Below are 14,493 nucleotides of genomic sequence, written 5' to 3'. Positions count from 1 at the left end.
ACCTACCTCGAAATCGGACCGCACCCGACGCTGACACCCCTGCTCCCGTCGATCCTCGACGCGTCCGAGTCGGTGTCCGAGTCGGTGTCCGAGTCGGCGGCTGTGTCGGCGGGTGTCCCGGCACGTCTCGTCACCACGCTGCGCGAAGACCGCCCCGAAGCCGAGGCTGTGCTCACGGCCGCCGCCCACCTCTTCAGCCAGGGCCACGACGTCGAATGGTCCCGGCTGGCACCGGACGCTCCCGCCGCCGCGCTGCCGACCTACGCCTTCCAGCGCCGCCGCTACTGGCTGGGCCTGCCCGGCGAGGAGACACCTGAGCATGTTCCCGACGTCCCGGCCGGGACCGGCGGCGCCGACGGCGTCCTCTGGGAGGCGATCGAGCGCGGCGACCTTGACGACGTGGCCGGCAAGCTCCAACTGGCCGCGGCGGAACGCGATGCGCTCGGCACGATCCTGCCCGCGCTGTCGGCCTGGCGCCGCAGCCGTACATGGTCCTACCGAATCGGGTGGCGCCCGGTCGCCGACACGTCAGCCGGACGCCTGCATGGCACCTGGCTCGCGGTCGTTCCCGCCGCGCCGGCCGCGGACGGCCCGCTGGCCGCGGTGCTGAACGCCCTGGCGGCGGGCGGCGCGACGGTGACACGGGCGAGCATTCCGGACGGTGCCACAACCCCCGGGCAGGTGCGCTCCGCCCTCGCCCAGGCGATCGGGGACGGCGGACCGCCACCCGAGGGGGTCGTGTCGCTCCTCGCCTTCGGCGCCGAGGAGGCCGAGGCCGCCACGCTCTGCCTCGTCGCGGCCCTCGCCGAACTCGGTGTCGAGGCGCCGCCATGGATCATCACGGCCGGTGCGGTCGGCGCGCTTCCGTCCGACCCTCCCGCCGACCCGCACGCGGCCCGCCTCTGGGGGGTGGACGCCGCCGCGAGGCTCATCGACCTGCCTCCGTCGCTCGGTTCCGCCGAGGAGGCTCGGCTTCGCGTCGTCCTCTCCGGCGCCACCGGCGAGGACGACGTGGCCCTGCGGGGGTCGGGCCTGTTCGCCCGGCGCCTCGTGCGCGCGGCCGCGGGGCGGAACGACGGAGCACCGTCCTGGCGTGCGGACGGCACCGTCCTCGTGAGCGGCGCGGACACCGGGACCGGCCGGCACCTCGCACGATGGCTGGCGGGCACCGGACCGGACGAGGTCGACCTCCTGCTCGCGGTCGCCGACGAATCCGGCGCCGCCGCGGCCGAGGCCCTCGCCGCCGAGGTGCGCGCGCTGGGCGCCGCCGCCCGAGCACTGGTCTTCGACCCGGCCCGCCCCGATGAGGCCGCGGCCCTACCTGCCGTCGGCGCGGTCGCGCACGTCGTCGGTGACATGGAGCACCCGGCCGCCGAGGCGGCGGCGTCCACCCTGGCCGGACTCGCCCGCGACCGGAACCTGGCGGCCGTCCTGCTGTGCGCGGAGCCGGCCGGTGATCACCTCCCGGCGTTGACCGAGCGCACGTCCGGAACCGCGTTCCTGGCGGCCTTCGCCCGCGCCCGGCGCGCCGAGGGGGTGCCGATGACGTTCGCGGTGGCGGGCCCCTGGCCTGAGCCCGGGGCGCCGCCCGCGGACCCGCCGGGCCGCCTGCGGCCGCTGCCCCCGCTCCAGGCCATCGGACTGCTGGCCGAAGCCGCCGTGCGCGGTGAGCCGTCCGTTCTGATCGCCGACGTCGACTGGGAGAAGACCGCCGGGGACGCGCCACCGCGCGTGCTGGCCACGCTGCTGCGCGGCACGGAGGCGGAGGCTGAGCAGGAGGAGGACGCGCCGGACGCGGTGGCGTCGCGGCGCCGCGAGCTGCTCGACGCCGATCCGGCGGAGCGCTCGCGCCTGCTCCGGACGGTGGTCCGTGACGCCGTCGCAGAGATCCTCGGCTATGCCGAGCCCGAAGCCGTCGGTTCCGACGACAGCGTGGTCGAGCTCGGGATGTCGTCGTTCGCCGCGCTCGAGCTGGCCACCCGCCTCACCGCGGCGATCGGCGCGACGGTGCGGCCCGCCGCCGTCTTCGACCACCCGACCCCGGACGGGCTCGCGGAGCACCTGAGCACCGTTCTGGACGGCGAGGAGGGCCTGGAAGACGACCGCCCGCCCGCGGGCCCTGAACAGGTGCCGGCTGAGCGGACGGCCGTGGAAACCGTCAACTGAGGGCGGCTCAACCGGCCAGATCGCGTCGCCGGAAGGCCAGCAGCCCGACCGCCGTGAACGCGCACGCGGCCGCCAGCAGCCCGAGCACCGGCACGACTCCGACCGGTCCCGCCGGCACCTCGTGGACGTGCGTGAACGGCGAGACGTCGAGGAGCGGCTGGGGCAGGTCTCCGAACATCGCCAGCGGGCCGAGGACCACCGCCACCACGAACACCAGCCACATCGGCACCCGTGCCCGGGGCCCCGCCAGCCCGAACACCGCGATGGCCGCGCCGCCGACCACGAACTCGGCCGGGATGCGCGCTGCGGCACCGCCCAGGATCGCGCCCAGCTCACCTGTCGCGTCACCGGACGCCGCACCGTAAGCCGCCGCCGCGCTCAGTGCGATGAGCAGCAGCAGCCCGACCGTCCCGGCCGCGACCCACAGGACGTGCGCGAGGAGCCAGCGGCTCCGGCCGACCCCCGCTGTCAGCAGCGGGCCGAGCCGCCCTGCCGCCTCCTCGGCCCGCATCTTCTGCAGCGCCTGCACGGTGAACCGCGCGGTCAGGATCGCCGCCGTGAGCCCCATGTGGAAGGTGAACCACACCTGTACCGGTTCGGCGCCGCCGAGCCGGTCGGCGAACGTGGTGAGCTGGTCGCTCGTCCGCACGATCTCCTCGGCCTCGGCACCGATCCCGCCGAACGTGGCCCCCAGTGCCACGAACGCGATCGCCCATCCGAGCAGGTGGGCCCGCTGGATGCGCCAGGCCAGCCCGATCGGGCCGCGCAGGGAGCGCGGCGCGCCCTCCGCGGCCTCGCGCGCGGGCAGGACCCCGGCGCCGATCTCGCGGTGCGCCGCCAGCCGGAAGGCGAGCGCGGCCGCGGCGCCGCTGAACACCGCGAACAGCGCGAGCACCCACCAGCGCTCGCCCGCGTAGGGGGACAGCTTCTGGCACCAGCCGATCGGCGACAGCCAGGACGGCCAGGCGCCCTCCACCGACACGCCGCCCGGGCCGACATGGCCCATCACGTCGCCGACGGCGCGCACCAGGAACGCGGCCGCGACCAGCGCCACGGCCAGCAGGTTCGCGCCGCGGGCCGTCGCGGTGAGCTGCGCCGCGACGGCGGCCATGGCCCCGCAGGCCACGCCGACGCCGCCCAGCCCGGCCGCCGCGGCGAACGACCCGGCGGCGGGCAGCCCGTTGACGATGAGCGCCCCGGCCGCCGGCGGCACCAGCAGGACATTGGCGCCGAGCACGCGGAGCAGCGCCGCCGCCGGGGCCGCGCAGCGCCCCACGGCACCCGCGCCGACCAGGTCGGCACGCCCCGCCTCCTCATGGGCGCGGGTAAGCCGGACGACCGCGAACGTGCTGATCAGCCCGACCGCCGCGGCCGCCGAGATCAGCACCTCGGCCATCACGAGGGAGCCGATCCCGGTGCCCGACACCGCGCCGTCCACCGCACGGGCGGCGGCGCTGCGCGCGAACACCCTGGCCTGGCCCATCCGGTCTTGCGCGGTCGGGTAGGAGGCCACGACCGAGGTCACCCACAGGCACAGAATGGCCGCGGTCCCGAGCGTCCAGGCAGGCAGCCGCACCCGGTCGTAGCGCACCGCGAGCCTGGTCAGGGCGATGGTGCCGGCGAAGGCCGTCGGTCGGCGCTCGCGCGCGCGTGAGCGGCGGGGTGCCGAGGGCGCCCTCTCGGCGCCGCGCGTCCGCGCGTCCTCTCGCGCGCGGCCGACGGTCCGAGGATGCATCATGGGGCGCTCCTAGGAGAGGGCGCGGGCGGGCGCGCGGCTGCCCCGCCCCGGCGCTCCCACGATCATCCGTCCCCCGCGCCGCCCGGCCCACCCCTATTACCGGTGCCGCCCGCCCCTAGGCCCCGCGATCGCGCGGGAAAGCGCCGTCCAAGCCCCGCTTCCTAGCCTGATCCGGCAGGCGTCATGGGCGCGGCCGCGCCCGCCGGCGACCACGCCCGACCGCGGAGAGGAATCCCATGGCTGCTCCGGACATCAGCGTCCGCTCGGTACGGACCGCCCTGCCCGGCCCACCGGTCGACAACGCGACGCTGGCCCGGCGGTTCGGCATGGGGGAGGCGTGGCAGAGCTGGGTGGACACCTTCGTCGGCACCGCCAACCGGCATTACGCCGTCGACCTGGAGACCGGCGAGACCCGCTGCACGCTCGCCGACCTCGGTGCGGAGGTCGGCGCGGAGGCGCTGGCGGCCGCGGGCGTCGACCCGTCCGAGGTGGACCTGATCGTGCTCGGGACCGCCTCGCCCGACGAGCTGATGCCCGCCACCGTGAACGTGATCGCCGACCGGCTCGGCGTGGACGGTGTACCGAGCTTCCAGCTCCAGTCCGGCTGCACCGGCGCCGTGCAGGCGCTCATGGTGGCGCAGCAGGCGCTGCTGGCCGGAACGGCGCGCACCGCCCTGGTCCTCGGCGGGGACGTCTCCTACAAGCACCTGGACCCGAGCGCGGACATCTCGGCGGCGCTTCCGGCCCAGCTCGTCAACCTGGTGCTGTTCGGCGACGGGATGGGCGCCGCCGTGCTGTCCACCGCTCCGTCCCCCGACGGAGTCCTGCTGCGCCGGCTGCTGCTGCGGCTGTCGGGCCTCGGCCGCCCGCCGGGTCAGACCGTCGCCTGGTACGGGGCGAGCCGGCGCGCCGAGGGCCCGGCCGCCAGCGAGGACTACAAGGCGATCGAGGCGTCCGTGCCGGAGATGGCGGCGGAGACCATGCACGAGCTCCTGGGCCAGGTGAACTGGAAGGCCGACGAGCTGTCCTACCTGCTCCCCCCGCAGCTCTCCGGCCGGATGACCGCCCGGATCGCCGAGCGGATGGCCGTCCCCGGGCCGGAGGAGCTGTCCTGCGTCCGCGAGATCGGCAACAACGGCAACGGCCTGCTGTTCTTCCAGCTCGAACGCCTGATGGAGCGGATCGGGCCGGGGGAGCGGGCGCTCGCCGTCGCCATCGAGGCCAGCAAGTGGATCAGGGGCGGGCTGGCCCTGGAGAGGGCCTGAGGTGCCGCGCCGCCCCGTCCCCGCCGTGAAGGGACCCGGCCGGCTCACCGAGCTGGCCGCGGCCGGCCGGCTCGCCGCCGAGTACCCGCGTGTCCGGGCCCTGCTGCTCGGCGCCTCCGACGCCGAACTGGCCAGGGCCGGGAGGCTGCTGGCCCGGCTCGACCCCGACGAGGTCGCGCGGACCCATCCCGGCGTGCCGGCGTGCACCGTCGCGATCACCGGGCACGGCACCGTCGCCGGGCTGGTGCCCGCGCTGACCGCCGAGCTGGCCCGGCACGGGATCCTCACGCGTCCCCACCTGGCTCCGTTCGGCACGTACGTGAGCGAGTTGCTCGACCCCGCGAGCGCCCTGTACGCCGCCGAGCCCGACCTGACGCTGTGCGTCCTCGACGCCGGAGTGGTATTCGACGAGGTCCCCCCGTCTTGGCGGCCCGGCGACGTCGAGCGAGCCGCTCGGGAGAAGGCCGCCCTGCTGCGAAAGCTGGCCGTCGCGTTCACCTCCGCCGGCCGGGGCACGCTGGTGCTCAACACCGTTCCGCTTGAGCACGGGCACGCCGCCCAGCTCGTGGACCACCGCTCCAGGGCGCGGCTCGGCATCGTCTGGCGGGAGTTCAACACCGCGCTCCTGGAACTGGCGGCCGAACACCCCGATGTCGTCGTCCTGGACCTCGACCCCCTCGTCGGCGCAGCCGGAGCGGTCGAGGACCCGCGGCCCTCGGTCTACGCCAAGGCGCACCTGAACGCGGAGGTCCTCGCGGCCTACGCCCGGGAGGCCGGGCACCTCGCACGGCACCTGGCCGGGCGCACACGCAAGTGCCTGGTCCTGGACCTCGACGGCACGCTGTGGGGCGGAACACTCGGGGACGACGGACCGGAGGGCGTCACCGTCGGCGAAGGCCTGCGCGGGGAGGCGTTCGCGAGCTTCCAGCGTGTGGTCGGCCAACTCGCCTCGCAGGGGATCCTCCTCGCCGTCGTCAGCAAGAACGACGCCGACCTGGTCCGGACCGCGTTCCGGGAACATCCGGGCATGGTGCTGCGCGAGGAGGACTTCGTCCGGATCGTCGCGAACTGGGGGCCCAAGCCCGACAACCTCGTCGAACTGGCCGCCGATCTCGGCCTGGGCGTCGAGTGCCTCGTCTTCGTGGACGACAGCCCCTACGAGCGCGACCTGGTCGCGCACCGCCTCCCGGAGGTCGCCGTCGTCGCGGTGGACGAAGAGCCGGCCTGGCACGCGCCGCGCCTGCTGCGCGACGGCTGGTTCGACGTGGTCGAGCTGACCCGGGAGGACGCCGCGCGTCCGGCCCGCTACCGCGCCGAGCTGGACCGGCGGGACTTCTCCGCCGGGTTCGACTCCCTGGCCGACTACCTCCGGGAACTGGACGTCAGCGTGGACGTCGCCCCCGCCCGGGAGCGCGACATTCCGCGCGTCTCCCAGATCACGCTGCGCACCAACCAGTTCAACCTCACCACGCGGCGCCTCTCACAGGGCGAGGTCGCCGCCATGGCCACGGATCCGGACACCTCCGTGCTGACCGTCCGCGCCGCCGACCGCTTCGGCGACAACGGGACGGTGGGCGCGGTGTTCCTGCGCCGCCGCGGCGATGAGCTGCACATCGACAACTTCCTGCTGAGCTGCCGGGTCTTCGCCCGAGGCATCGAACAGGCGTGCATGTCCGCCGTCCTCCTGCACGCGCGCGCCACAGGGGCCAGCGCGGTGGTGGGCACGTACGTGCCGACGCCCCGCAACGCGGGGGCCCGGGACTTCTACCCGCGGCAGGGCTTCCGGCGCGACGGCGGAGCGGACGGCCCGGACGGCGCGCGCACCTTCCGCCACGACCTGCGCCACATCGCCCCGGCACCCGGCCACATCAGGCTCACCGCCGGATTCGCGGCATCCGAAGGGACGCAACAGTGAACACGATCGACGACCTCGTCGCGCTCGTCCGCGACGAACTCGGCCTGCCGGTGACGGTCGAGACCGCCGGCCTGGAGTTCGACAGCCTCCCCGGCTGGGACTCGGTCCACCTGCTGTGGCTGCTCACCGTGCTGGAGGAGCGGACCGGCCGCAGCCTGTCCATGCCGGACCTGCTCGAGGCGGCCAGCCTGGAGAGCGTCTACGCCCTCGTCGCCGCGCCATGAGGACCGCACCCGTCGCCCACGAGCGGCGCCACACCCTGCACTTCCTGGAGGAGCTGCGGCCGTTCGCGCCGGTCTTCCTGGACACCGAGGTCGACATGTCCCGCGTGCTGGCGCACCGCGCCGCGAGCCGCGCCGGCGGCGGGCACTACTCGATCGTCTCCTACGTGCTGCACGTCGCGGGCCGGGCCCTCGTCCGCCACCCGGAGGCCAACGCCGCCATCCGCGGCCGGGTCCGGCCCACGGTGGCCCGCTACCCGGCGGCACACGGCAAGGTCACCCTGGACAAGACCCTGAACGGCCGGCGGGTGGTCCTCGCCGCCGTCGTCCCGGACACCGACCGCGCCTCGCTGGAGGAGGTGCAGCGCCGCATCGACCACCTCCGTGACGGTGACCCGGCCGCGATGCCCGAGTTCTCCGGGGTCCGGGTGCTGCATCGACTGCCATGGCCGCTGCGCCCGCTGGCCTACCGGCTGGGGTCCCGGCCGCTTGCGCGTCGTGCCGAGGTGCTGGGGACGTTCGCGGTCACCTCCCTCGGCCACCGTCCGGTGGACGGTTTCCACTCGGTCGGCGGCACCACCGTCACGCTCGGGATCGGCCGCGTGCTGGAGCGGCCCGTCGTCCGCGACGGGGCGGTCGCCATCGCGCCGATCATGCGGCTCAACCTGGCCTTCGACCACCGCGTGATCGACGGTGCCGAGGCCGCGGACCTGCTGGCCGACGTCAAGGACGGCCTGGAGGGCTTCGCCGAGCACCTCCCGGCCCTGTCGGGAGAGGGCGCCGATGAACGACGTTGAGGAACTGAAGACCTTCGCCGCCGTGCACGCCCGCACCCAGCGGATGTCGCCGCGGCATTGCGCGGAGATCCTGCGCCGGATCACCGGCGACGAGGAAGGGGCGCGCGGCTCCTGGGCACGCGTCTGGTGCGAGGCCGCCGAGGAGTTCGAGCGCCGCGGGCGTCCGCTGGAGGCAGGCAGGCACTACGCCATGGCCCGGTTCCCCTATGTGGACGGCCCGGCCCGCGCGCACGCGCACAAGAAATGCGTGGAGATGTTCGGCGAATGGCGGCGCGGGCTCCGCGGGGTCGAGCGCCTCGACATCGAGGCCGCCGGCGGGCGATTCGGCTGCTACGCCGCCGGCCTGTCGTCCCGGAAACCGCTGCCGCTGCTGATCGTCACGGGGGGCATCGTCAGCGTGAAGGAGCAATGGGCGCCGACGCTTCGGCAGTCCGCCCGGCTCGGCATGGCGTGCGTGGTGACGGAGATGCCGGGCGTGGGGGAGAACGGCGTCCCGTACACCGCACGGGCGCACGAGATGCTGTCGGCGCTGATGGACGCGGTCGGCTCCCGGGCCGACACCGCCCGCACCTACGCGCTCGCGCTCAGCTTCAGCGGACACCTGGCACTGCGCTGCGCCGCCGAGGACTCGCGGCTGCGCGGCATCGCGACGACCGGTGCCCCGGTCGGCCCGTTCTTCACCGACGCGTCCTGGCGCCGCGGGGTCCCGCGCATCACCATGGACACGATCGCGCATCTCGCCGGGGTCGCACGCGCGGATCTGGACGGGATCCTGCCCGGGTACGCGTTGGATTCCGCCGAACTGGCGCGCGTCCGGGCGCCCGTCCGGTACGTCTCCAGCCTGCGCGACGAGATCATCCCGCGTGCGGACGTCGCCCGCCTCCGCGCGCACCTGCGCGACCTGAAGGTCCTGGAACTGGACGATGTGCACGCTTCGCCGCACCATCTGGCCGAGTCGAGCCTGTGGACGGCGCGGTCGCTGCTGGAGATGAGAGGCCGGGGCGGCGTCCAGGCCGCGCTCCTCGGCGGGGTGCTGGCCGCGTTGCGGGCCCGTCGCGGCCTGACCGCCCTCCGGAGCCGCTGATCCGTCAGGCCGGCACGACGGTCAGCGGCAGGCGCTTGACCCCGAAGAAGTTCTGCGGGTGGTGCTCCAGTGCCGCACCGGGCGTGACCCGGATGTCCGAGTAGCGGTCCAGCAGGAGGTTCAGGGCGATCTCCCCCTCCAGGCGGGCCAGTTGCGCGCCCAGGCAGTAGTGGATTCCCTTGCCGAAGGCGATGTGGGGGTTCGGGCGGCGCCGCAGGTCGAACTCGTCGGGGCGGGCGAACTGCCGCTCGTCCCGGTTGGCGGAGGCCAGCCATGCCTTGACCAGCGAGCGCGGGGGGATCGTCGCCCCCGCGATCTCGACGGCGCCGCGGGTGTAGCGGGGGATCATCAGGATCGGGGGCCGGTACCGCAGCGTCTCGTCGAACGCCGCGGGGACCAGCGACCGGTCGGCGCGCACCTCGGCCGCGACGCCCGGGTGCCGGTCCAGGCACTCCACCGTGTTGGTGATCATCATGGTGGTGGTGATGAGCGCGGCCTCCAGCAGTACGCGGCCGAAGTTCATCGCCTCCCGATCGGTCAGCCGGTGCCCGTCCACGTCTGCCGTCACCAGCCGGCTCAGCAGGTCCCCGGCCGGTTCGGCGCGCCGCCGCCGGCAGTGCTCCAGCAGGTAGGCGTTCACCTCGCCGGACCCGGCCCCGACCCGCTTCATCGCGTCGGGGTCGGTGACCGGGTCCAGGACGAGGGCGGCCACCATCCGCGCGGCCCACATCTCGAACCGGGCGCGGTCGGACGTGGGGATGCCGAGGATCTCGGCGATGACGGTGATGGGCAGCGGCAGCGCCAGGTCCCGCACCAGCTCCAGTTCCGTGCGTCCCGCGGCCGCGTCCAGCAGCTCCACCGCGGTGCGGCGCACGCGCGGCTCCAGCTCGGCCACCGCCTTCGGGGTGAAGATCCTGCTGATCACGCGCCGCACCTTCTGGTGTTCGGGCGGGTCCAGCCACAGCATGCTGCCTCGGAACCGGGCCGTGCCCGGCAGCACCGGGGCCGGGTCGCTGGAGAACACGGCGTGGTCGGACACGACCCGCTGCACGTCGGCGTAGCGCAGCACGTGCCAGATGCCGTCCGGATCGCGCGCCACAGGCCGCTCGTCGCGCATCCGGCGCGCCCAGCCGAACAAGTCCGCACCCCCGTCCGACAGCCGGGGCGGTGCGACGGGCAAGGTCCGCGGGTCGGTGGTCACTGTGCCTCCTCACGGGCCGGCGCCGGACGCCGGCGACCACGGGACGGGTGGTCCTAGGCGGGCAGGTGGGCGGTCACGACGAGGTAGCCCCCGTAGCCGCCTTGGGCGACGATCTCGTCCCGGAAGGGCAGCACGTCGCGCTGCGCCTGCATGACCCGGGCCAGGTCAGGCGGGAACTCGGGGTCCTCGTCCAGGCCGGCGCGCATGCGCTCCATCAAGTGCGCCTGGGTCTTCTGGATGTTGACGCTGACATCGACGACCTCGTCGAGTTCCAGGCCCGCGCCGCGGACCAGCGGAGGGTAGTCCTCGATCGGGATGAGCGGCGAGCCGCCCATCCAGGCATCGAACACGGCGCGCGCGGCCCGCTCCGCCTCGGGGGACAGGGTCGCCTTGCGAAACGCCTCGCAGAAGGCGAGCCGGCCCCCCGGCCTCAGCACCCGCGCGATCTCGGCGAGCACCCGGGCCCGGTCGGGCATGTGCCCCATGGATTCCAGCGCGAGCACCGCGTCGAAGGAGTCCGTCGGAAACGGCGGGGCCATCGCGTCGGCGACCTCGAACCGGACCCGTTCGGCGAGCCCGGCCGCCGCCGCGCGCGCGGTGGCCGTCCGCACGTCCTCGGCGCTGACCGAGATGCCGATCACCTCGGCGCCGGTCGTCCGGGCCACCCGGATGGCGGGCTCGCCGGTACCGCATCCGAGGTCGAGGATCCGTCCCCCCGCCACGCCGAGCTTCTCGGCCATCAGGTCGGTGAAGCGCTCGGACGCCTCCTCCAGGCTGCTGTCGTCGTCGGGCCCGGTCCAGTAGCCGTAGTGCATGGCGCCGCCGAAGAAGCGGGTGAGGTGGCGTCCGGTCCGGTCGTAGAAGTGGCCGATCTCGCCCGGCGAGGGGAAGGCGGTGCTCGTCGTCTCTCCAGAGGCCATGGTGTCTCCATTGGGTCGCGGCGGGTTGCCGGTGGCGGGTGGTCAGTCGAGGTTGCGGCCGAGTTCCTTGTCGATGAAGTCCATGACCTCGTCGGCCGTGGTGGCCGCCTGCACTCCGGCGCCGTCCGGGGTCCCGGCGGTCCCGGCGTCCCTGGCCCAGCGGCCCAGCAGCGACTGCATCCGCAGCATCACGCGGGCGCGGTCGCCGTCCGGCAGGCCGGCCACGGACTCCTCCAGCCGGTCCAGGTCGCCGAAGACCGTCTCTGCCGGTTCGGGTTGCGGGCCGGTGAGCTGCTCGCGCACGTGGTCGGCGAGGGCGAGCGGGGTCGGGTAGTCGAACAGGACGGTCGCGGGCAGTTGCAGGCCGGTGGCGCCGTTCAACCGGTTGCGCAGCTCGATGCTGGTCAGAGAGTCGAACCCGAGCTCGTTGAACGGCCGGGCGGCGCCGACGCCGTCGGGGTCGGAATGCCCGAGGACGGTGGCGGCCTGCGCCTGTACCAGCTCCACGAGCCGCTGCCGCTGCTCGGGCTCGTCCAGCCCGTCCAACTGCGGCGCCACGGCCGTCCCGGCGTCGGGTCCGGCCGCGGCGGCCGGTCCCGCGTCCGGCAGGAGCCGGCGCAGCAGCGGCGAGGACGCCCCCGCGTTGCGCAGGGCGGCCAGGTCCAGACGGGCGGGCACCAGGTGGGCGTGCGGCAGGCCGAGCGCCATGTCGAGCATGTCCATCCCGTCCTCGGTGGAGATCGGGAGGGTGCCCGAGCGCGCCACCCGGGCCCGGTCCTGCCGGCCGAGCCCGCCGGTCATCCCCGTCTCCACCTCCCACAGCCCCCACGCGAGGCTGACCGCGGCCAAGCCCCGGGCGCGCCGGTACTGCGCCAGGGCGTCGAGGAAGGCGTTGGCGGCGGCATAGTTCCCTTGGCCGAGGCCGCCGAGGCTGCCCGCCGACGAGGAGAACATCACGAGGGCCGCGCCGGTGTCCTCGGTGAGCCTGTGCAGGTTCCATGCGGCCGTCACCTTCGGCGCGAACACCTCGTCGATGTGCAGGCCGCTCTGCGAGGTGAGCACGGCGTCGTCGAGGACGCCCGCGGCGTGCACGACCGCCGTGAGAGGAGGGTCGGCGGGCAGGTCCGCCACGAGCCGCCCCAGCGCGTCCGCGTCGGAGACGTCGCAGGACTCGATTCGGGGGTGCGCGCCCAGCTCGGTCAGCCGGGCGGCGAGGCCGTCGGCGCCCGGGGCGCCGGGACCACGGCGGCTGACCAGAACCAGGTCCCGGACGCCGTGCCGGGCCGCGAGGTGCTCCGCCACCAGACCGCCGAGGGTGCCGGTGCCGCCGGTCACCAGGACGGTCCCGCGGCCGTAGGGGGCGGGAGGCGCGTCCGCCGCGGCGCCGGTCGCCGTCCGCACCAGACGGGGCGCGCGGGCCGTGCCGGCGCGGAGCGCGAGCTGGGGTTCGTCCAGGGCGAGAGCGGTGGGCACCGCGTGCAGGGAGGCCGCGTGCCCGTCGAGGTCGATCAGCCCGAACCGTCCCGGGTGCTCGGCCCCGGCGGTGCGGACCAGGCCCCACAGCGTGCTGTGCGGGAGGTCGGTCACGGACTCTCCGGGTACCGCGGACACCGTCCCGGACGTGACGAAGGTGAGGCGCCCCTCGCCGCCGTCGGCGATCCGGCGCTGCATCGCCGACAGGGCACGATAGGCGGCGGCATGGGCGAGCGCCGCCGCGTCCTCGTTCTCCGGAGAGGTGACGGGGACAGAGGTGACGGGTACCAGGACATGGCCCTCGTTGTCGGAGCCGGGCAGCCCCAGGTCGTCGAGGTCCTCGACGGAGTCGCAGGGCAGGCCGGTCTCACGCAGGGCGTCCAGGACCGCAGCCGCGAGAGCGGGGGAGTGGCCGGTGACCACGGTGCACCGCCCGGCGGGCGGGGCGTCCGGCAGCGGCACCGGGTCCCACTCCAGGTGGAACAGGGCGTTGTGGTGGCGGCCGGCGGCCACGACGGCCGGGTCGAGGGGCCGCGACACCAGGCCGCCGACGGTGAGCAGCGGGGTCCCGTCCTCGGTGGTGATCCGGATCGTCACCGGGCCACCGTCCTCGGCCGACAGCACCACCCGCGCCGCCGCCCCGTCCGCCGGGTGCGGAAGACCCGCGTGGACCACGACGTCGGTCCACGCGAACGGCACTCGCACGGACTCGCCGGGCTCCGCGTTCTCGCCGGTCTCGCCGCCGGTCTCGCCGCCGGTCGCGCCGGCGAGCATCAGCGGATGCAGGGCCGCGTCCAGGAAGGCCGGGTGCACCGTGTGGCCGGAGGCGTCGAGCCCTGCGGGCGGCCGGAGTTCGCCGTACAGGGTGCCCGAGGCGGTGTCGCGCCACGCGGCGGTGAGCGCCTGGAAGCGCGGGCCGTAGGTGATCCCCTCCTCCTCCAATCGGCTGTAGAGGTTCTCGGTGGGGAGCGGTTCGGCCTCGGGCGGCGGCCACGGCGCACCGGGACCGGCATCGGCTGCCCCGGCGCCGGCGGTCCCGGAGTCCGCCGTCAGCTCCCCGGTCGCATGGGTGGTCCACGGTTCGCCGGGTGCCGCCGGCTCCGGACGGGCGTGGATGCCGAACCCGCGCCGCCCCCGCTCGTCCGGCGCCTGGATCGAGACCTGGATCTCCATGGCGCCGTCGGAGGGCAGGCGAAGTGGCGCGACGATGGTCAACTCGTGCACGGCGGGCAGGCCGACGTGACGGCCGGCATGCAGCGCCAGGTCGGCGAATGCCGCGCCCGGCAGGAGGACGGCGCCGCCCACGGTGTGCTCGGCCAGCCACGGGTGCGCGGCGGCATCGAGGCGTCCGGTGAGCAGCGGCGCGTCTCGGTCGGCGGGCGTGACGGCGGCGGTGAGCAGCGGGTGGCCCGTGGACGCGAGCCCGGTGCCGGTGAGCGCGGCGCGCGCCGGCCGGCGCTCCAGCCAGTAGCGGCGGTGCTGGAAGGCGTAGGTCGGCAGCGGCACCGTCGCGCCGTCCGGCACTAGCGCGGCCCAATCGGCGGTGTGCCCGCGGACGTGCAGGTGCGCGAGGGCGGTGAGGACCGCGTGCACCTCGGGCTGGCCGTCGCGCAGTGTCGGAACCGCCGCGGCCGCGGCGCCGTCGGGCAGTTCGCCGAGGACGCCGCGCGCGGCCGTGGTCAAGGCCGGGTGCGGTCCGATTTCGAGGTAGGC

Annotated in this window: 10 protein-coding genes; 6 read left to right on the top strand and 4 right to left on the bottom strand. The window is 75.1% G+C overall.

Going from position 1 to position 14,493, the window contains the following annotated elements:
- Positions 1 to 2,166: phosphopantetheine-binding protein (locus tag ABWI07_RS42985; protein ID WP_353822070.1), on the top strand; the 2,166-nt coding region annotated here is incomplete at its 5' end.
- Positions 2,167 to 2,173: 7 nt separating this feature from the next.
- Here the strand turns inward: ABWI07_RS42985 and ABWI07_RS42980 are convergent.
- Positions 2,174 to 3,904, bottom strand: a complete 1,731-nt coding sequence (locus tag ABWI07_RS42980) for an ABC transporter permease (protein ID WP_149256782.1) — start codon at positions 3,902 to 3,904, stop codon at positions 2,174 to 2,176.
- A gap of 236 nt (positions 3,905 to 4,140) precedes the next feature.
- On the opposite strand from ABWI07_RS42980, the gene ABWI07_RS42975 reads away from it, so the two are divergent.
- Genes ABWI07_RS42975 through ABWI07_RS42955 form a run of 5 tightly spaced genes read left to right on the top strand, consistent with a single transcriptional unit; the run spans position 4,141 to position 9,186 of the window.
- On the top strand, positions 4,141 to 5,169 hold the full coding sequence (locus tag ABWI07_RS42975; protein ID WP_353822069.1) for a 3-oxoacyl-ACP synthase III family protein: 1,029 nt from the start codon (positions 4,141 to 4,143) through the stop codon (positions 5,167 to 5,169).
- Between the two features lie 25 nt (positions 5,170 to 5,194).
- Positions 5,195 to 7,084, top strand: coding sequence for an HAD-IIIC family phosphatase (locus ABWI07_RS42970; RefSeq protein ID WP_353822068.1), 1,890 nt, complete (start codon positions 5,195 to 5,197; stop codon positions 7,082 to 7,084).
- Positions 7,081 to 7,308, top strand: a complete 228-nt coding sequence (locus tag ABWI07_RS42965) for an acyl carrier protein (protein ID WP_149256785.1) — start codon at positions 7,081 to 7,083, stop codon at positions 7,306 to 7,308. Before ABWI07_RS42970 ends, ABWI07_RS42965 begins: the two co-directional genes overlap by 4 nt.
- The gene (locus ABWI07_RS42960) at positions 7,305 to 8,102 is read left to right on the top strand and encodes a 2-oxo acid dehydrogenase subunit E2 (protein ID WP_149256786.1); all 798 of its coding nucleotides are present in this window, start codon (positions 7,305 to 7,307) and stop codon (positions 8,100 to 8,102) included. Before ABWI07_RS42965 ends, ABWI07_RS42960 begins: the two co-directional genes overlap by 4 nt.
- Positions 8,089 to 9,186: an alpha/beta hydrolase gene (locus ABWI07_RS42955; protein WP_149256787.1), complete on the top strand. Its 1,098-nt coding sequence runs from the start codon at positions 8,089 to 8,091 to the stop codon at positions 9,184 to 9,186. Before ABWI07_RS42960 ends, ABWI07_RS42955 begins: the two co-directional genes overlap by 14 nt.
- Positions 9,187 to 9,190: 4 nt before the next feature.
- Here ABWI07_RS42955 and ABWI07_RS42950 read toward each other — a convergent pair whose 3' ends face one another.
- From ABWI07_RS42950 to ABWI07_RS42940, 3 genes are all read right to left on the bottom strand, one after another.
- Entirely contained in the window at positions 9,191 to 10,387 is a 1,197-nt protein-coding gene (locus ABWI07_RS42950) for a cytochrome P450 (protein ID WP_353822067.1), read from the bottom strand.
- Positions 10,388 to 10,440: 53 nt separating this feature from the next.
- Positions 10,441 to 11,307, bottom strand: coding sequence for an SAM-dependent methyltransferase (locus tag ABWI07_RS42945; RefSeq protein WP_149256788.1), 867 nt, complete (start codon positions 11,305 to 11,307; stop codon positions 10,441 to 10,443).
- Positions 11,308 to 11,349: 42 nt separating this feature from the next.
- Positions 11,350 to 14,493: type I polyketide synthase (locus tag ABWI07_RS42940; RefSeq protein WP_353822066.1), on the bottom strand; the 3,144-nt coding region annotated here is incomplete at its 5' end.

Source organism: Actinomadura sp. NPDC000600 (assembly GCF_040492135.1).
In the GTDB taxonomy this organism is placed as follows: domain Bacteria; phylum Actinomycetota; class Actinomycetes; order Streptosporangiales; family Streptosporangiaceae; genus Spirillospora.
Note: the sequence above shows the minus strand (reverse complement) of the source record. Positions and strands in the feature narration are given on the sequence as shown.